Source organism: Paenarthrobacter sp. TAF1, assembly GCF_052113825.1.
GTDB lineage: Bacteria > Actinomycetota > Actinomycetes > Actinomycetales > Micrococcaceae > Arthrobacter > Arthrobacter nicotinovorans.
Map to the genome: position 1 here is coordinate 41,706 of NZ_JBFRDO010000002.1, position 17,652 is coordinate 59,357.

General features: G+C 61.9%; 24 protein-coding genes. 1 reads left to right on the forward strand and 23 read right to left on the reverse strand.

What is annotated here, in order from left to right:
- Position 1: 1 nt before the first annotated feature.
- The 21 genes from secY to rpsJ all read right to left on the reverse strand — a co-directional run bounded on the left by secY (position 2) and on the right by rpsJ (position 11,306).
- Complete coding sequence (gene secY, locus AB4Y81_RS02185; protein WP_039242402.1) at positions 2–1,312, reverse strand: preprotein translocase subunit SecY; 1,311 nt, start codon at positions 1,310–1,312, stop codon at positions 2–4.
- Between the two features lie 187 nt (positions 1,313–1,499).
- Positions 1,500–1,982, reverse strand: a complete 483-nt coding sequence (gene rplO / locus AB4Y81_RS02190) for a 50S ribosomal protein L15 (protein ID WP_018776676.1) — start codon at positions 1,980–1,982, stop codon at positions 1,500–1,502.
- Complete coding sequence (rpmD, locus tag AB4Y81_RS02195; protein ID WP_018776677.1) at positions 1,982–2,188, reverse strand: 50S ribosomal protein L30; 207 nt, start codon at positions 2,186–2,188, stop codon at positions 1,982–1,984. Before rpmD ends, rplO begins: the two co-directional genes overlap by 1 nt.
- 2 nt (positions 2,189–2,190) lie before the next feature.
- Positions 2,191–2,862: a 30S ribosomal protein S5 gene (gene rpsE / locus AB4Y81_RS02200; RefSeq protein WP_179128297.1), complete on the reverse strand. Its 672-nt coding sequence runs from the start codon at positions 2,860–2,862 to the stop codon at positions 2,191–2,193.
- Positions 2,863–2,891: 29 nt separating this feature from the next.
- A complete protein-coding gene (gene rplR / locus AB4Y81_RS02205) occupies positions 2,892–3,275 on the reverse strand; it encodes a 50S ribosomal protein L18 (RefSeq protein ID WP_018776679.1) in 384 nt (127 codons plus the stop codon).
- Between the two features lie 3 nt (positions 3,276–3,278).
- Positions 3,279–3,815, reverse strand: coding sequence for a 50S ribosomal protein L6 (gene rplF / locus AB4Y81_RS02210; RefSeq protein ID WP_018776680.1), 537 nt, complete (start codon positions 3,813–3,815; stop codon positions 3,279–3,281).
- Between the two features lie 18 nt (positions 3,816–3,833).
- On the reverse strand, positions 3,834–4,232 hold the full coding sequence (rpsH, locus tag AB4Y81_RS02215; RefSeq protein WP_011775584.1) for a 30S ribosomal protein S8: 399 nt from the start codon (positions 4,230–4,232) through the stop codon (positions 3,834–3,836).
- A 78-nt stretch (positions 4,233–4,310) separates the two neighbouring features.
- Positions 4,311–4,898: a 50S ribosomal protein L5 gene (gene rplE / locus AB4Y81_RS02220; protein WP_018776681.1), complete on the reverse strand. Its 588-nt coding sequence runs from the start codon at positions 4,896–4,898 to the stop codon at positions 4,311–4,313.
- On the reverse strand, positions 4,898–5,257 hold the full coding sequence (gene rplX / locus AB4Y81_RS02225) for a 50S ribosomal protein L24 (RefSeq protein WP_018776682.1): 360 nt from the start codon (positions 5,255–5,257) through the stop codon (positions 4,898–4,900). The genes rplE and rplX overlap by 1 nt, the downstream gene beginning before the upstream one ends.
- Positions 5,258–5,260: 3 nt before the next feature.
- Complete coding sequence (rplN, locus tag AB4Y81_RS02230) at positions 5,261–5,629, reverse strand: 50S ribosomal protein L14 (protein WP_003803789.1); 369 nt, start codon at positions 5,627–5,629, stop codon at positions 5,261–5,263.
- Positions 5,630–5,982: 353 nt separating this feature from the next.
- Positions 5,983–6,279 carry a 30S ribosomal protein S17 gene (gene rpsQ, locus AB4Y81_RS02235; RefSeq protein ID WP_011775587.1) on the reverse strand — a complete coding sequence of 99 codons (297 nt, stop codon included), beginning with the start codon at positions 6,277–6,279 and terminating at the stop codon, positions 5,983–5,985.
- Positions 6,276–6,596, reverse strand: a complete 321-nt coding sequence (gene rpmC / locus AB4Y81_RS02240) for a 50S ribosomal protein L29 (RefSeq protein WP_014922387.1) — start codon at positions 6,594–6,596, stop codon at positions 6,276–6,278. The genes rpsQ and rpmC overlap by 4 nt, the downstream gene beginning before the upstream one ends.
- Before the next feature lie 2 nt (positions 6,597–6,598).
- Entirely contained in the window at positions 6,599–7,015 is a 417-nt protein-coding gene (gene rplP, locus AB4Y81_RS02245) for a 50S ribosomal protein L16 (protein ID WP_003803795.1), read from the reverse strand.
- Positions 7,016–7,837, reverse strand: coding sequence for a 30S ribosomal protein S3 (rpsC, locus tag AB4Y81_RS02250; protein ID WP_011775589.1), 822 nt, complete (start codon positions 7,835–7,837; stop codon positions 7,016–7,018). It lies immediately after the preceding gene.
- The gene (gene rplV / locus AB4Y81_RS02255) at positions 7,838–8,203 is read right to left on the reverse strand and encodes a 50S ribosomal protein L22 (protein WP_018776683.1); all 366 of its coding nucleotides are present in this window, start codon (positions 8,201–8,203) and stop codon (positions 7,838–7,840) included. It lies immediately after the preceding gene.
- Between the two features lie 39 nt (positions 8,204–8,242).
- Positions 8,243–8,524: a 30S ribosomal protein S19 gene (rpsS, locus tag AB4Y81_RS02260; protein WP_011775591.1), complete on the reverse strand. Its 282-nt coding sequence runs from the start codon at positions 8,522–8,524 to the stop codon at positions 8,243–8,245.
- A 12-nt stretch (positions 8,525–8,536) separates the two neighbouring features.
- A complete protein-coding gene (rplB, locus tag AB4Y81_RS02265; protein WP_011775592.1) occupies positions 8,537–9,376 on the reverse strand; it encodes a 50S ribosomal protein L2 in 840 nt (279 codons plus the stop codon).
- Positions 9,377–9,405: 29 nt separating this feature from the next.
- A complete protein-coding gene (gene rplW, locus AB4Y81_RS02270; protein WP_011775593.1) occupies positions 9,406–9,711 on the reverse strand; it encodes a 50S ribosomal protein L23 in 306 nt (101 codons plus the stop codon).
- Positions 9,708–10,325 carry a 50S ribosomal protein L4 gene (gene rplD / locus AB4Y81_RS02275; protein ID WP_018776684.1) on the reverse strand — a complete coding sequence of 206 codons (618 nt, stop codon included), beginning with the start codon at positions 10,323–10,325 and terminating at the stop codon, positions 9,708–9,710. Before rplD ends, rplW begins: the two co-directional genes overlap by 4 nt.
- A gap of 4 nt (positions 10,326–10,329) precedes the next feature.
- Complete coding sequence (gene rplC / locus AB4Y81_RS02280; protein ID WP_018776685.1) at positions 10,330–10,980, reverse strand: 50S ribosomal protein L3; 651 nt, start codon at positions 10,978–10,980, stop codon at positions 10,330–10,332.
- A gap of 17 nt (positions 10,981–10,997) precedes the next feature.
- Positions 10,998–11,306, reverse strand: coding sequence for a 30S ribosomal protein S10 (gene rpsJ / locus AB4Y81_RS02285; RefSeq protein WP_003803825.1), 309 nt, complete (start codon positions 11,304–11,306; stop codon positions 10,998–11,000).
- 383 nt (positions 11,307–11,689) lie between these two features.
- Between rpsJ and AB4Y81_RS02290 the strand changes: the two genes are divergently transcribed.
- Complete coding sequence (locus AB4Y81_RS02290) at positions 11,690–13,123, forward strand: GH1 family beta-glucosidase (protein ID WP_055971667.1); 1,434 nt, start codon at positions 11,690–11,692, stop codon at positions 13,121–13,123.
- Positions 13,124–13,209: 86 nt separating this feature from the next.
- On the opposite strand, the gene AB4Y81_RS02295 is transcribed toward AB4Y81_RS02290, so the two are convergent.
- Together AB4Y81_RS02295 and AB4Y81_RS02300 are read right to left on the reverse strand one after the other, a co-directional pair.
- Positions 13,210–13,335, reverse strand: a complete 126-nt coding sequence (locus AB4Y81_RS02295) for a hypothetical protein (RefSeq protein WP_255520211.1) — start codon at positions 13,333–13,335, stop codon at positions 13,210–13,212.
- A 28-nt stretch (positions 13,336–13,363) separates the two neighbouring features.
- Positions 13,364–17,560 carry a hypothetical protein gene (locus AB4Y81_RS02300; RefSeq protein WP_441995033.1) on the reverse strand — a complete coding sequence of 1,399 codons (4,197 nt, stop codon included), beginning with the start codon at positions 17,558–17,560 and terminating at the stop codon, positions 13,364–13,366.
- Positions 17,561–17,652: the final 92 nt, after the last annotated feature.

Below are 17,652 nucleotides of genomic sequence, written 5' to 3' on the forward strand. Positions count from 1 at the left end.
GTCATCGCAAAAGCCCTTCGTAGTGACGTTGTTGTAGCTGCGCATCAATCTGCTTGACGGTTTCCAGGCCGACACCCACCATGATCAGGATTGACGTGCCACCGAACGGGAAGTTCTGGTTGGCATTGATCAGGACGAGTGCAACCAGCGGAATCAACGCCACGAAGCCCAGGTAGAGGGCTCCAGGCAAAGTAATCCTGGAAAGCACGTACTGCAGGTAGTCCGCGGTCGGTTTACCCGCCCGGATGCCCGGAATGAACCCGCCGTACTTCTTCATGTTGTCCGACACTTCTTCAGGGTTGAAGGTGATGGCTACGTAGAAGTAGGTGAAGAACACGATCATGGCGAAGTAAAGCGCCATGTAGATGGGATGGTCGCCACGGGTGAGGTTGTTGTTGATCCACTCAACCCACGGGGCCATCTGCTCCCCTGGCTTCGGCTGGTTGAACTGCGAAATCAAGCCGGGCAGGTACAGCATGGAGGAAGCGAAGATGACGGGCACGACGCCGGCCATGTTCACCTTGATGGGAATGTAGGTGCTGGTGCCGCCCACGGTGCGACGACCAATCATGCGCTTGGCATACTGCACCGGAACACGGCGCTGCGACTGCTCCACGAAGACCACCAGGGCCACCGTAAGCAGGCCGATGGCAAGAACGATGAAGAAGGTTCCCGGGCCCTTGGTCTCCCAGATGGAGCCAAGTGAGCGGGGGAAGCCGGCTGCGATGGAGGTGAAGATCAGCAGCGACATGCCGTTGCCGACGCCGCGCTCGGTGACGAGCTCGCCCATCCACATGATCAGGCCCGTGCCCGCTGTCAGCGTGATGATGAGCAGAAGGGTGGTAATGATGCTCTCATCGGGGATGATCGGCAGGTTGCAGCCGGGCAGCAACTGACCCGAGCGGGCCAAGGAGACCAGGGTTGTGGCGTTCAGCAGGCCCAGTGCGATGGTGAGGTACCGGGTGTACTGCGTCAGCTTGGACTGCCCCGATGAGCCCTCTTCGTACAGCTGCTGGAACCGGGGAATAACCACCCGGAGCAACTGCACGATGATGCTCGCCGTGATGTAGGGCATGATGCCCAAGGCAAAGATCGAGACCTGCAGCAACGCGCCGCCGCTGAACAAGTTCACCAGCTGGTAGATGCCCTGCGAGGTGTCACCGTTGTTCAAGCATTGCTGGACATTCTGGTAGTTCACACCAGGCGAGGGGATGAAAGCTCCCAAGCGGAAGATTGTGATAATTCCCAGCGTGAACAACAACTTGCGTCGCAAATCAGGCGTCCGAAACGCCCGGCCGAATGCGCTTAGCAAGCGTCCTCCTGAGTAGAAAGTACAAGGATGTGGTCGGGCTCAATGAAACCCAACAACCGAGTCTAACTGCTTGTGACGCCGTCGGAATAATCGAGAGTCCACAACCACCAAAAAAATCCCGGTATCCGGGGCCGAAGCCCCGCATACCGGGATTCTTTGTTACAGCGGGCTGATGCCCCACAAACCCTTAGAGGGCGGTGGTGGATCCGCCTGCTGCGGCAATCTTTTCCGCAGCGCTGGAAGAGAATGCGTGCACGGTGACGTCAACCTTGACGGTGATGTCGCCGGTGCCGAGCACCTTTACGGGCTGGTTCTTGCGAACGGCACCCTTCTCTACCAGGGACTCAACGGTGACGGTGCCACCTTCCGGGAACAGCTCGTTGAGCTTCTCCAGGTTTACAACCTGGAATTCAACCCGGAACGGGTTCTTGAAGCCGCGCAGCTTCGGCAGGCGCATGTGCAGCGGCAGCTGGCCGCCGGCAAAGCCAGCCTTTACCTGGTAGCGGGCCTTCGTACCCTTGGTACCGCGGCCAGCGGTCTTACCCTTGGAGCCTTCACCACGACCAACACGGGTCTTGGCTGTCTTGGCACCCGGGGCGGGACGCAGGTGGTGGACCTTCAGAGTGTTCTGCTTCTCAGCAGCCTCTGCGGCGGTCTTGTTCTCTGCCATTACTTCGCCTCCTCTACATTCACGAGGTGCGGAACCGTGTTCAGCATGCCAACGGTAACGGCGTCAGCGGTACGGACAACGGTGTGTCCGATGCGCTTCAGGCCGAGGGACCGAAGGGTGGCGATCTGGTTCTGCTTGGCGCCGATGACGCCCTTGATCTGGGTGATCTCCAACTTGGCGTCGGAGGGAGTCAGGTTCTTAGCCATGACTAAACACCTGCCTTCTGGTTCTGGAGCGCGCGCACCAGAGCAGCAGGAGCAACCTCGTCCAGCGGCAGGCCACGGCGGGCAGCCACGGAAGCGGGCTCTTCGAGCTGCTTCAGAGCGGCAACGGTCGCGTGAACGATGTTGATCGCGTTGGAAGAACCGAGCGACTTGGAGAGGATGTCGTGGATACCCACGCACTCCAATACCGCGCGGACCGGACCACCGGCGATAACACCGGTACCGGCGGAAGCCGGACGCAGCAGGACAACGCCTGCAGCAGCCTCACCCTGCACACGGTGCGGGATGGTGTTGCCAACGCGGGGAACGCGGAAGAAGGACTTCTTGGCCTCTTCTACGCCCTTTGCGATAGCAGCGGGAACTTCCTTGGCCTTGCCGTAGCCAACGCCGACCATGCCGTTGCCGTCACCGACGACGACGAGTGCGGTGAAGCTGAAGCGACGACCACCCTTGACGACCTTGGCAACGCGGTTGATGGTGACAACGCGCTCTACGAACTGGCTCTTCTCGGCTTCACGACCGCCGTCGCGGCCACCACGGCCACCACGGTCGCCGCGGCCCTGGCCACGGTCGCCACGCTCGCCGCGACGTCCGCCGCGGCGGTCATCGGTAGCGGGTGCGGTCTCAGTTGCTTCAGCAGCTACAGCTTCAGTCACCTGAATGTCCTTTTCGTTATTTTCAACGGTCACAGTGCCAGCCCACCTTCGCGAGCACCGTCAGCGACGGCGGCGATGCGGCCGTGGTACTTGTTACCGCCACGGTCGAAGACAACAGCTTCGACGCCTGCAGCCTTTGCACGCTTGGCAACGAGCTCGCCGACGCGCTTGGCCTTGGCAGTCTTGTCTCCGTCAAGTGCACGAAGGTCAGCTTCCAGAGTGGAAGCGTAAGCCACGGTTACACCCTTGCTGTCATCGACAACCTGGACGAACATGTGGCGTGCCGAACGGTTGACGACCAGACGAGGACGTGCAGCCGTACCGGTGATGCGCTTGCGGATACGAAGCTGGCGACGGTTGCGTGCAGCCGACTTGCTCTTGTTCGTACGCTTCTTGTTAATTGCGATGGCCATGGTTTACTTACCAGCCTTTCCGACCTTGCGGCGGATGACTTCGCCGGCGTAACGGACACCCTTGCCCTTGTAGGGGTCGGGCTTGCGCAGCTTGCGAATGTTGGCAGCAACCTCGCCGACCTGCTGCTTGTTGATACCCGCAACAGAGAGCTTGGTCGGACCCTCTACTACGAAGGTGATGCCTTCGGGTGCAGAGACGTTAACCGGGTGGCTGTAGCCCAGAGCGAACTCCAGGTCAGAACCCTTTGCCTGAACGCGGTAACCGGTACCAACGATTTCAAGCTTCTTCTCGTAGCCCTCGGTAACGCCCTGGATCATGTTGGCGATCAGGGTGCGGGTCAGGCCGTGCAGCGAACGCGAGTTGCGCTCGTCGTTCGGGCGGGTGACCGTGAGAGTGTTCTCTTCCAGGGAGACCTCGATCGGGCTGGCCACAGTGTGGCTCAGCTCGCCTTTGGAACCCTTGACGCTGATGACGGAGCCATCGAGCTTGACCTCAACTCCGGCAGGAACGGTGATGGGGAGACGTCCAATACGTGACATTATTCTCTTCCTTTCCCGTTACCAGACGTACGCGAGGACTTCGCCGCCCACGCCCTTCTTGCCGGCCTGCTTGTCAGTCAGGAGGCCGGAAGAGGTGGACAGGATTGCGATACCCAGGCCACCCAGCACGTGAGGCAGGTTGGTGGACTTCGCGTAAACGCGGAGACCCGGCTTGGAGATGCGGCGGACGCCAGCGATGGAACGCTCGCGGTTCGGACCGAACTTCAGGTCGATGGTCAGCTTCTTGCCAACCTCGGCGTCCTCTTCCTTCCAGCCGGCAATGTAGCCTTCAGCCTTCAGGATGTCGGCAACGCGTGCCTTCAGTTTGCTGTACGGCATGGACACGGTGTCGTGGTATGCCGAGTTTGCATTGCGCAGACGCGTGAGCATGTCTGCGACAGGATCTGTCATAGTCATTTGGGCTATAGCCCTTCCTCGTACCGGTTTCCGCTGCGCTTGCCCTTACGAGCCTGCGCGGTCGGACCTGTCACGTAGTTAGTTTTCGGTCTTGAACGGGAAACCAAGCGCCTTGAGCAGCGCGCGGCCTTCGTCGTCGGTCTTGGCGGTGGTGACAACCGTGATGTCCATGCCGCGTACGCGGTCGATGGAGTCCTGGTCGATTTCGTGGAACATAACCTGCTCGGTCAGACCGAAGGTGTAGTTGCCGTTACCGTCGAACTGCTTGCCGTTGAGGCCGCGGAAGTCACGGATACGCGGCAGAGCCAGCGAAACCAGACGATCCACGAATTCCCACATGCGGTCTCCACGCAGAGTTGCGTGTGCACCGATCGGCATGCCTTCGCGCAGCTTGAACTGTGCGATCGACTTGCGGGCCTTGGTTACCTGCGGCTTCTGGCCGGTGATGAGGGTGAGGTCGCGGACAGCGCCGTCGATCAGCTTGGAGTCCTTGGCGGCATCTCCAACACCCATGTTCACAACAACCTTCACCAGGCGGGGAACCTGGTTCACGTTCGCGTAGTTGAATTCGTCCTGCAGCGACTTCTTGATGGTCTCTGCGTACTTCGTCTTCAGACGCGGAACGATCTTGTTTGCGACAGTGGTCTCAGACAGTGTTTCACTCATCAGATGTCCTTCCCGGTGGCCTTGGACACGCGGATACGGACGGTCTTGGTAGCGCCATCCTTCTCAACGGTGTCGAGACGGAAACCAACACGGGTCGGCTTCTTGGTCGACGGGTCAACCAGAGCAACGTTGGAAACGTGGATCGGGGCCTCAACGACCTCGATGCCACCGGTCTTGGTGCCGCGCTGCGACTGACCGACCTTGGTGTGCTTGGTGACGCGGTTGATTCCCTCTACCAGCACGCGGTTGGTGGCCGGGAATACGCGCAGGACCTTGCCCTGCTTGCCGCGGTCGCCGCCGCGTTCCTGCTTGGCGCCGGTGATGACCTGAACGAGGTCACCCTTCTTGATCTTAGCCATGGACTAAAGCACCTCCGGGGCCAGCGAAACGATCTTCATGAACTTCTTGTCGCGAAGTTCACGACCAACCGGGCCGAAGATACGGGTACCGCGGGGGTCACCGTCGTTCTTCAGGATCACAGCTGCGTTTTCGTCAAACTTGATGTAGGAACCATCCGCACGGCGGCGTTCCTTCTTGGTACGAACGATGACAGCCTTGACGACGTCACCCTTCTTTACGTTGCCGCCAGGGATAGCGTCCTTGACGGTGGCGACGATGACGTCGCCGATGCCTGCGTAGCGACGACCGGATCCACCGAGAACGCGAATGGTAAGGATTTCCTTAGCACCCGTGTTGTCGGCGACCTTGAGTCGCGACTCCTGCTGAATCAATTTCTACTCCTTGCGTCGCGCCGGTTCTCAGACCGAAATCATGCATACGGAATGAGCCTTGCGGAACGGTTGATCGGGGTGTCTCTTGACCTGCCTGGATTTTGCCAGAACAGGCCTAAACGCCCGTGCCACAAGCATCAGCTTCCCTTGCAGAAAACTCTGCGCGGGGCAGTATGCAGCGGCACGATTGTTTACGAGGTAGTGGACGACGCACAAGTGGCGCCATACAAACTCAATATCCTAGCACGTTCAGGGCCAGTAACCGAACCGGCCGGGAAAGCGGAAAGGCCCGCATTCCATAGGGAATGCGGACCTTTCCAGTGAATCTCTGCCAGGCGTGCCCGGCGTCGGATTTACTTGGCCTTTTCGAGGATCTCCACCAGACGCCACCGCTTGGTAGCGGACAGCGGGCGGGTCTCAGAGATGAGAACGAGGTCGCCGATGCCGGCGGTGTTCTCTTCGTCGTGAGCCTTGATCTTCGAGGTGCGGCGAATAACCTTGCCGTACAGAGCGTGCTTTACGCGGTCTTCAACCTGAACAACGATGGTCTTTTCCATCTTGTCAGAGACAACGTAGCCGCGACGCGTCTTACGGTAACCGCGCTGTTCAGCGCTGGCTGCTGCTTCCGTCACAGTTTCCTTCTCGCTCACTTGGCGTCCTCTCCAGCTTCAACCTCGGCCTTTTCAGCCTTGGCAGCCTTTTTGGACTTCTTTTCTTCCTTGGCTTCCACAACCGGTGCGGCAACCTCGGCACGAATGCCCAGCTCGCGCTCACGGAGAACGGTGTAGATGCGTGCGATGTCCTTCTTTACCGCACGCAGGCGACCGTGGTTCTCCAGCTGTCCGGTGGCGGACTGGAAACGCAGGTTGAACAGCTCTTCCTTGGACTTGCGGAGTTCTTCAACGAGACGCTCGTTGTCGAAACCGTCCAGCTGTGCGGGTGCGAGATCCTTCGACCCTACTGCCATTTCTATTCACCACCTTCGCGACGCACAATGCGTGCCTTCAACGGCAGCTTGTGGATTGCCAGGCGCAGGGCCTCGCGAGCTACCTCTTCATTGACACCGGAGAGTTCGAAGAGAACCCGGCCCGGCTTGACGTTTGCGACCCACCATTCCGGAGAACCCTTACCGGAACCCATACGGGTTTCAGCAGGCTTCTTCGTCAGCGGACGGTCCGGGTAGATGTTGATCCAGACCTTGCCGCCACGCTTGATGTGGCGGGTCATCGCGATACGAGCGGACTCGATCTGACGGTTGGTTACGTATGCCGGGCTCAGGGCCTGGATACCGTACTCACCGAAGCTGACCTTGGTGCCGCCCGTAGCAGCGCCGGAACGACCCGGGTGGTGCTGCTTACGGTGCTTGACTCGACGTGGGATAAGCATTTAAGCCTGTCCTCCTTCTGCTGCGGGGGCAGCAGCTTCAGCGGCCGGTGCTTCAACGGCAGCAGGTGCTGCCTCAGCTGCCGGACGGTCGTTACGACGACGGCGGTCGCCACCCGGGCGGCCCGGACGGTCTCCTGCACGGCCACGGGACGGAGCAGCAGCTGCCTGCTGAGCCAGTTCCTTGGCGGTTACGTCACCCTTGTAGATCCAAACCTTCACACCGATGCGGCCGAAGGTGGTCTTGGCTTCGTAGAAGCCGTAGTCGATGTTCGCGCGGAGGGTGTGCAGGGGCACACGGCCTTCGCGGTAGAACTCCGAGCGGGACATTTCTGCGCCACCCAGACGACCCGAGCAAGCAACACGGATGCCCTTGGCACCCGCACGCTGTGCGGACTGCATGGCCTTCTTCATCGCACGGCGGAAAGCCACGCGGGAAGTCAGCTGCTCAGCGATGCCCTGGGCAACAAGCTGTGCTTCCATCTCGGGGTTCTTGACCTCGAGGATGTTCAGCTGGACCTGCTTGCCGGTGAGCTTTTCGAGCTCGCCGCGGATGCGGTCTGCTTCGGCGCCGCGGCGACCGATGACGATGCCCGGGCGTGCCGTGTGGATATCCACGCGGACACGGTCACGGGTGCGCTCGATCTCGACCTTGGCGATGCCGGCGCGCTCCATGCCGGTGGACATGAGCTGACGGATCTTGATGTCCTCGCGGACGAAGTCCTTGTAGCGCTGTCCGGGCTTGGTGCTGTCAGCGAACCAGTGCGAAACGTGGTCGGTGGTGATGCCGAGTCGGAACCCGTGCGGGTTTACTTTCTGTCCCACTTAGCGAGCCTCCTCTTTCTCGGGGGTTGCCACGACCAACGTGATGTGGCTGGTCCGCTTCCTGATGCGGTAGGCGCGGCCTTGGGCACGCGGCTGGAACCGCTTCATGGTCGGGCCTTCATCAACGAATGCTTCGCTGATGAACAGGTCGCTGTCGTCGAATGCAACGCCGTCACGGTCCGCGAGGACACGTGCGTTGGCCATTGCCGACTGAAGTACCTTGAATACCGGCTCCGAAGCTGCCTGGGGGGCAAACTTCAGAATTGCCAGAGCCTCATTCGCTTGCTTACCACGAACAAGGTTGACGACGCGCCGGGCCTTCATAGGCGTTACGCGGATGTGACGCGCAATAGCCTTGGCTTCCATTGCTTTCCTTCTCTCGTCTAAGACGTAAAGTCAGGCGCCTTAGCGGCGCTTGCCCTTACGGTCGTCCTTAACATGGCCGCGGAATGTCCGCGTGGGAGCGAATTCGCCGAGCTTGTGCCCGACCATCGACTCTGTGACAAACACCGGGATGTGCTTGCGTCCGTCGTGTACGGCGATCGTGTGCCCGAGCATGTCGGGGATGATCATCGAACGACGGGACCAGGTCTTGATGACGTTCTTGGTGCCCTTATCGTTTTCCCGTGCGACCTTCACAAAGAGGTGCTGGTCAACGAAAGGACCTTTTTTCAGGCTGCGTGGCATGTGTCCAGGCTCCTATCGCTTGTTCTTGCCAGTACGGCGGCGACGAACAATAAGCTTGTCGCTCTCTTTGTTCGGACGGCGGGTACGGCCCTCAGGCTTGCCGTTCGGGTTAACCGGGTGACGTCCACCGGAAGTCTTACCTTCACCACCACCGTGCGGGTGGTCAACCGGGTTCATGGCTACACCACGGACGGTCGGGCGAACGCCCTTCCAGCGCATGCGGCCGGCCTTGCCCCAGTTGATGTTCGACTGCTCGGCGTTGCCGACCTCGCCGACGGTTGCGCGGCAGCGCACGTCAACGTTGCGGATTTCACCGGAGGGCAGACGCAGCTGGGCGAAACGGCCTTCCTTGGCAACGAGCTGTACCGAAGCACCTGCGGAACGTGCCATCTTGGCGCCGCCACCCGGACGCAGTTCAACTGCGTGGATTACGGTACCAACCGGGATGTTGCGCAGCGGCAGGTTGTTGCCCGGCTTGATGTCAGCGTCGGGGCCAGCCTCGACGAAGTCACCCTGGGACAGCTTGTTGGGGGCGATGATGTAACGCTTGGTGCCATCAACGTAGTGCAGGAGTGCGATGCGAGCCGTGCGGTTCGGGTCGTACTCGATTTCGGCAACGCGGGCGTTGATGCCGTCCTTGTCGTGACGACGGAAGTCGATCAGACGGTACTGGCGCTTGTGCCCACCACCCTTGTGACGGGTGGTGATCTTACCGGAGTTGTTACGGCCGCCGGTCTTGTGCAGCGGACGCAGCAACGACTTTTCCGGAGTCGATCGCGTGATTTCAGCAAAGTCGGCTACGCTCGAGCCGCGACGGCCCGGGGTAGTCGGCTTGTATTTACGGATTCCCATAATTTATTTCCTCGTTAAAGTGGTCTCCGCTACGCGAGCGGACCGCCGAAGATGTCGATTGTGCCTTCTTTGAGGGTGACAATCGCACGCTTGGTGCTCTTGCGCTGTCCCCAGCCGAATTTGGTGCGCTTGCGCTTACCGGCACGGTTGATGGTGTTGATCGAGTCAACTTTGACCGAGAAGATCTTCTCTACGGCCAGCTTGATCTCGGTCTTGTTCGAGCGAGGGTCCACCAGGAAGGTGTACTTGCCTTCGTCGATCAGACCGTAGCTCTTTTCCGAAACGACGGGTGCAAGCACGACGTCGCGCGGATCCTTGATGGTGGTTACGCTCACTTGGAGGCCTCCTCGTTCTTTGCCTTGTCAGCGACGAACGCCTCGAAAGCAGCCTTTGTGAAGACCACGTCGTCGGAGATGAGCACGTCGTAGGTGTTCAGCTGGTCTGCGTACAGAACGTGAACATCCTGGAGGTTGCGCACGGAAAGTGCAGCAACATCGTTGGCGCGCTCGATAACGACGAGCAGGTTCTTGCGCTCAGTGACAGAGCGCAGCGAAGCCAGTGCGTCCTTGGCGGACGGCTTGGTGCCGGCTACCAGTTCAGCGATGACGTGGATGCGTCCGTTGCGGGCGCGGTCAGACAGGGCGCCGCGGAGTGCAGCAGCCTTCATCTTCTTGGGGGTGCGCTGGCTGTAGTCACGAGGTGTCGGACCGTGGACAACGCCACCGCCGGTCATGTGAGGAGCACGGATGGAACCCTGACGGGCGCGGCCGGTGCCCTTCTGCTTGAACGGCTTGCGACCTGCACCGGAAACCTCGGCGCGGGTCTTCGTCTTGTGAGTACCCTGGCGAGCAGCAGCGAGCTGTGCGACGACGACCTGGTGCAGCAGCGGCACGTTGGTCTGGACGTCGAAGATCTCTGCAGGCAGGTCTACCTTGACAGTGCTAGTCATTGAACTAGGCTCCCTTCACGGCGGTGCGTACGAGTACGACCTGGCCGCGGGCACCGGGGACGGCACCCTTGATAAGGAGCAGCGACTTCTCAACGTCAACAGCGTGAACCGTGAGGTTCAGCGTGGTGTGACGCTCGGCGCCCATGCGGCCGGCCATTTTCAGGCCCTTGAAGACGCGGCTCGGGGTGGATGCGCCACCGATGGAGCCAGGCTTACGGTGGTTCTTGTGGGCACCGTGGGAAGCGCCAACGCCGTGGAAGCCGTGACGCTTCATAACACCGGCGAAGCCCTTACCCTTGGAGGTGCCGACGACGTCGATCTTCTGGCCGGCTTCGAAGATCTCAACAGAGAGCTCCTGGCCCAGCTCGTAGGATGCGGCGTCTGCGGTACGCAGTTCGACGACGTGGCGGCGAGGGGTAACGCCAGCCTTTTCAAAGTGACCAGCCAGCGGCTTGGTGACCTTGCGGGGGTCGATCTGGCCGTAGCCGATCTGGACGGCGACATAGCCATCGACATCTGCGTTGCGCAGCTGCGTGATGACGTTGGAGTCAGCCTGGACGACAGTTACCGGGATGAGCTTGTTGTTCTCGTCCCAGACCTGGGTCATGCCGAGCTTCGTGCCCAGCAGGCCCTTTACGTTACGGGTTGCGGTCATAGTCTCTCAGCACCTCCCTAGAGCTTGATTTCGATGTTCACGTCTGCAGGCAGGTCGAGACGCATAAGCGAGTCAACGGCCTTCGGCGTGGGGTCGATGATGTCGATCAGACGCTTGTGAGTACGCATTTCGAAGTGCTCACGGCTGTCCTTGTACTTGTGAGGAGAGCGAATAACGCAGTAAACGTTCTTCTCCGTGGGCAGCGGCACCGGGCCGACTACCGTTGCGCCTGCGCGCGTGACCGTCTCAACGATCTTCCGCGCTGAAACATCAATGACCTCGTGGTCATATGACTTCAGCCGGATGCGGATTTTTTGTCCCGCCATGTCGCCTGACTCTCTTTCAGCTAGTGCTGCTCTAGTTAGGGCTGCTCTGTTTACTTACCTGTTGATGTGGCCGCCGAGGCGTTTGAGGTTTTACCACCACACGCCGCACAAGCTGAATCCGGATATTCCCGGGTTCCTCAACCTGCCGGCGCACCGACCCCCGCGGTCGGGCGTGTCGCGATTTCCACGCAGACTCGACCGCATTCCATGGGGTTCAGGGTTATGTTTGGGCTTCAACCTGGACCCTGACACCCGGCATTATCCGGATCGGGACACGAAGAAGCGCTTGAACAACTCATCCAGTATGGCGGAAATCCGGAGCAAAGGCCAATCGGCCCGCATTGGGCATTGCCCGACCCCCGCCAACTGGGGATGATGGTGGCATGTCCGTCCAGGATTCAGGCTCAGTGGAAGATCTCGCTGCACGCCTGCGGCCTGGTTTCACATTAGGGGTAGCGGCGGCCGCCTTCCAGATTGAGGGCTCCCTCACGGCTGATGGACGCGGCCCGTCCGGGTGGGACGCTTTCGCGGAAAAGCCAGGAGCAATCGTCGACGGCGGCTCCCCCACCGTGGCGTGCGACCATTACAACCGCGCGGATGAAGACATAGCCCTGATGCAGGAGCTGGGCGTCGATTCCTACCGTTTGTCATTGTCATGGCCGAGGATCCAACCCGACGGTCGGGGCGCGGTCAACCAGCGCGGCCTGGACTTCTACGACCGCTTGTTGGACAAGCTCCTGGCCGCCGGCATTTCACCCATGGTCACCCTGTACCACTGGGATACCCCGTTGGCCCTTGAGCATGAGGGCGGCTGGATGAACAGGGACACTGCCCAGAGGCTCGCCGAGTATGCCGCTGTGGCCGCGCGCCGGTTCGGCGACCGGGTGGACCACTGGGTCACAGTGAACGAGCCCGTTTCCGTTACCCTGCAGGGTTACGCATTGGGTGCGCACGCCCCGGGCCGCCAGCTCCTGTTCGAYAGCCTGCCTGCAGCCCATCATCAGCTGCTGGGCCATGGCCTGGCAGTCAAAGCACTCAGGGCAGAGGGGGCTAAGGGCAAGATCGGCCTGTCCAATATGCACTCCCCCGTGCGGCCGGCCAGCAACCGGCTCTCGGACCGTCTGATGGCTGAGGCCCTGGACCTGATACTGAACCGCATTTACGCCGACGCGGTCCTTCTTGGCCAATACCCCAAGCCTTCGCTTCCCCTGTGGCCTTGGTTCCGCTCACTGGGTCCCGTGCTCGACGGTGACCTCGAGACAATTAACCAGCCCTTGGATTTCTACGGCTTGAACTACTACTACCCCATCAAGGTGGCTTCCGGGCGGGGGCCTGCCGAGATCCCTACCGGGCAGGCAGAAGAGATGGCCAACATCCCTTTCCACCTTGCCGCCTACCAAGAGTACGAGACCACCGGCTTCGGCTGGCCCGAGGCCCCGGAACAACTCGCCACGGTTCTCAAGGAGATGAAGCAGCGGTACGGGGAGGCCCTGCCACCAATTTTCATCACGGAGGGCGGCGCGAGTTTTCCGGAGCCCGCCCATGTCGACGGTCCTGTCCCGGACACCAACCGCATCGCGTATCTGGCTGAGCATCTGGGCCACGCCGTCACCGCGACGGGTCCCGGCGGCGCTGCGGAAGGCGTGGATCTGCGCGGTTATTACGTGTGGACGCTCCTGGACAACTTCGAGTGGGCAGCGGGCTACTCGCAGAGGTTCGGCCTGGTCCACGTGGACTTTGAAACCCTGGAACGGACCCCGAAGGAATCGTTCTACTGGCTCAGGGCGCTGGCTCGCGCGCGCAGCCGCAACGAGTAGCGCAGCCGGGTTAAATCGCGAACGGTTAAATCGCTATCGGGTTTGACCGCGGGCGCTGGTCAGGCAGCCGGCGTCACCGCCCGAAGCTACTGGTTCTTGTTGGCGCGCCGGATGCGCTTGGCACGCTCGATCTCTTGCCGGAAGTTCTTGCGCCCCCACAGCACCCCACCGCCGATGGCCGCTATCACTGCCAGGAAAATCAGGAATTCCACACCGTGCTCCTCTTCGTAGAATCCAACCCTATCGGACGCCACCATAGCCCCGCGAGGACGCCGTGTCATCCGAACCATCGTCGGCGGCCGGGCCTTGGGGACCAGCGGGCGGCTTACGGTTCAAGCGCCACACCGCAAGCACAATGAGGCCCACGGCTACCAGGGCCAGCATTGCGAAGGCATAGGTGCGAAGCGCCCACATGATGCTCAGCACCACGCCGATGGCCCCCCAAGCCACCAGCAGGCGCTCGGCTACGACAAGTCCCACGGCGAGCAGCACCACGTGTGCCACAAGTACATAGAGTTGCTGCCCGGAGCTTCCACCGAAGATGGTGCCCGCGGATGTCAGGGACAGGATCCCGGCTCCGATGCACAGGCGCAGCAGGCCTTCCCCGCGCTGTCCCCTGATGTAGCGCAGTCCTGCCAAAACAGCAGCTGCCACGACGTACCACTGGGCAGTCCAGAACCAGTCGGGGCTGGCACCACCAACGAACAGCAAAGCCCGCTGCAGGGCAGCCACGGCTATCACCCCGGCAACTTCTCCGGCCAGCCATTTCCCTCGGGGAACTTCAGCCACCACCACTGCGCCCGCAGCCAACACCACTACGAAGGCCATCAGGGCAGTCTCGTCGTGGATCATACCCGCCACCGCCGCGGTCGCCAGGCCGGCGACCGCGGTGCCGGCCAGGGATCTCTGGCGCCATAGCTGACGGCGAATCGAAGGCGGGCCAAAGACCTTCGCCGCGTACAAGCCGGCTGCCGTACCTCCGGCGCCCAGGAGCCAGACGGCGTAGTGGGACCACACGTCCGACGGCAGGTTGCGGAGCAAGCCCTCGACGGCGGGTACCGCACCGAACAGGGCCGCTGGTGCGGCCGCAGCGTAGAGACGAGGCAGGCGTTCCACGTGGGAAGCAGCGAACAGGACGCCGGCCAGTGTCAGCACCGACAACCCGGTCAGGGCGTAGTCAATGCGCAAGGTCAGCACGCCGCCGACGAGAACGAAGGCCAGCGACGACGCCAACCAGAACCAGCGCTCCGCCGCGATCAGGGTCGTCGAACCAGGCTTTTGGATCCGCGGCGGGAAGGCAATCCGGAAGACAACCAGGCAAGCAGCGAGTCCGAACAAGGCCACGGGCACCTGCGACCCATTCAAGAGCGGCTGGGCCAGCCACGTATAAGAAGGGAATCGAAGCGCCGGCCCCGAAACCAGTACCAGGACCCCGACAGCGGCGGCACCCAGGTATTGGGCTCCACGGAGCCCAAGGAACCGCCAGGCGATAGCCACCGCTGCCGGGACGATGACCAAGCAGGCCATAACCACCCACCGGCCACCGCCGTCGTAATTCCCGGACGCCAAGTAGGCCAAAGGAAGCAACAGTTGCGAACCCAAGGCGGCCCACGTCGTCGGTTGTTGGAAGGCAACATCAACGTGGCGGTGACGCAGATACAAGGTCACAAGGTGCTGGAGCAGCAGAAGCAGGGCCAGCACGATGGTCACAGCAGCCGACGAGTCCGTAGCGTCCGCCACCACTACGGTGATGAGGGACACCCCGAGAATCCGAAGCCCCAGCAGATAGGCGCCACGTATGCGGGATTCCCGGGCCAGGCCCATCATGACGGCGCTGCAGCCGGCAAAGACGCCCAGGAGGATCTCGACGTCGCGGACGTGCCCGAGCCGAAGCGGCAAAAGCAGTGCCAACGCTGCCGGAGCAAAAATCCAGGCGCCAGCGCGACCACGCAGGGCCACGGTGCACGCCGCCGCAGCGAAAGCGGTGGCGACGGCTGCCACCCCTGCTTGCCAACTGTCCCTGGGCAACCACCCTCCCGCTGCCACAGCAAACGACAATGCTGTGGTGGCTCCCGCCATGACCGCGACCGTCACCGCTGCGTCCACCACGGAAGCCCGCGGGAACCTTTGCTGGAACCGGCCTGTCAGGGGGAATGCCAACTGCAATGCTGCAGCAACTGCTACGACAAGCGGAACGCCAGGGGTCTCCCCCGCGATCTGCAGGTTCCACCCACCACGCAGCGCGTCCACATAGGCAGAGGCCATCAGCAAGGTTCCGGCCGCGCGTGCAAGCCACCAGTACCCTTGGCGAGGATTCGCCGACCGGACCCGCAGCGCGGTAGCGCCGAAGTATGCGGTTGTTACCAGGAGCACCAAGTTCGCCAATGTGAGCGATACAGCAGCGGCGGCTACGGCACCGGCAACGATGGCGGTGGCGGGGGCCAGCACCTCCCCGACGGTTGGCGTCCACGTCTCCCGGCCGGTTCCGACGCCCTCTCCCGAGGGCAAAAGCAGCATTCCGGAGGCCAGCCCCGCGGCCAGGACCAAAAGAACCGCCACCGAAACACTCGGACGCCCCGCGGCGTGGTCAACGAAGGGCAGCAGCAGGAGCGTGGCCATCGCGACGCCCCCGAACACAGCTGCAGTTGCCTGCGGTGCCACAAGCCGGACACCGCGCCGCCTCATTATTGCACTGCCAAGTTCCTGAACGGCCGCCGCAGCAATAAGCGCCAGCAGGGTGTAGGCAGCCCTTTCCTGGCTGTGCTCAAAGATGGCTGCCACAGTACTGGGGACGGCCGCGGTCAGTGCTATCCGGCCAGCCAGGACCAAGTGCTGACGGTTGGCTGCTGGTCGAAGCAAAGCGGTCAGAAGCCAGTAGGAACCAGCCGCTGCCAAGAGCACGGCAACCGGCAGTGCCCCCAACAGGACTGCGAAGACGAGGCCGGTCCCCGCGACGGCAGCTGGCGCAAAAAGGACAGCGGCGGCGGGCACCGGACCCCTGGCAAGCCTCCAACCCAACACCATGGAGGTCAGCATGCTCACGTACAGGGGCATCTGGACGGGGAGATCGAAGTTGCCGAAGCCCAGAGCCGCCGTCAGTACGGCAGCGGCCGCCAGTTGCAGGCCCCAGCACGACACCGCGTCATTCCATCGCAGGCGGGGAGCCAGCATGGCGCCACCGAACGCAACCCCCAGTGACTGGACGCCGAGGCAGAGCACCGCCGCCAGCAGCACTGCGCTGACGTCGGCTGTGGCATCCCACACCAGACCCAGGAGGGACAGGGTCAGCGCCGCCCTGGCCGCATAGAAGTGTTGAAGCCTGTACCGGGCGCGGGGCACCAGGACCATCACTGTGAAGTAGCAACCACACATCAGCATCACCAGGGCATACTCACCGTGGGACAAAAGGTGCGGCGTGCAGGTCACTGCCAGGGCCACCAGCGGAACAACATAGGGGTGCAGCACCATCAGGGGGCGCACGTAAAGCGGAGGAATCCAACGTGGACGAAGCAACGCACCCAATGTCAGGACGATGGCAACACCGATGAGCGCAGTAAAATACCACACCAGCGCACCGCCAAGGATGGAGACTCCCGACCATGCGGTGGAGACAACGAAACTGATCGACAAGTAGGCCAGGATCTTGTTGTCCAGCTTGACCGCCGTATACGCATAGACCGCGGTCCCCAGCAATGAGGTGGCCAGCCAGGCAGCGGGGCCGTTGTGCAGAACGAAGTTGTACATGGCAAGGCCGGTAACGGGAATGAGGGCGAGTCCGGTCCCCACGAAGGCCGTGGCCGCCGGCCGAAGTCGCGGGATCTTCGCATGGATAACCAATCCCGAGACGTAGAACAACGCCGTGATGAACCAGATCCCCGCGAAACGGAACAGTTCCGGAAGGCTGGTTCCTACAAACAGGGCCCCCGCGGCCACCAACAGGAGGCTGGCGACATAGAGGGTGATGTTGATGTTCTGTTGGTCGCGGCGGGCTTTCCTCGCCGCTACCTCTGCGGGCGACTCCCGCACCGGCGGTGGTCCCTGCACCGGTGGCGGCCCCTGCACCGGTGGCGGACCCTGCACCGGGGCTCCTGCCGTCTGGGCCGGCCGCTGATGTACGGGCGCTGGCCCTGCATATGAAGGGCGCCCGGGTGGGAACGGCACAGGGACGCGCTGGGGTGCAACAGTCCCCTGGCTCGTGGGCAGGACAGCGGCAGGCGCAGGCTGTGCCGGTGGCTGTGCACTGCTCCCTTGGCGCTTGGCCTCGGCGTCACGCCAACCTGCCATATGTCCGGCCAGGTAGCCCGCCTGGTACTGGGCGCTCGGCATCCCGGGGCGGGTGCCATCGCGAAGCGCCGCCCGGCGCCCTTGGCTCCGGCCCAATGCATTGCCGACCACCCCGGCTATGGCAAGAAGCATCACGATCAGCAGGGCGTTCATTGCGACTCCTCGGTATCACTGGCATAGGGCGTCAACCAGCGTTTTATCCATTCGATAGATAAATAATAGCAAAGAAGAACCCCACCACAGAA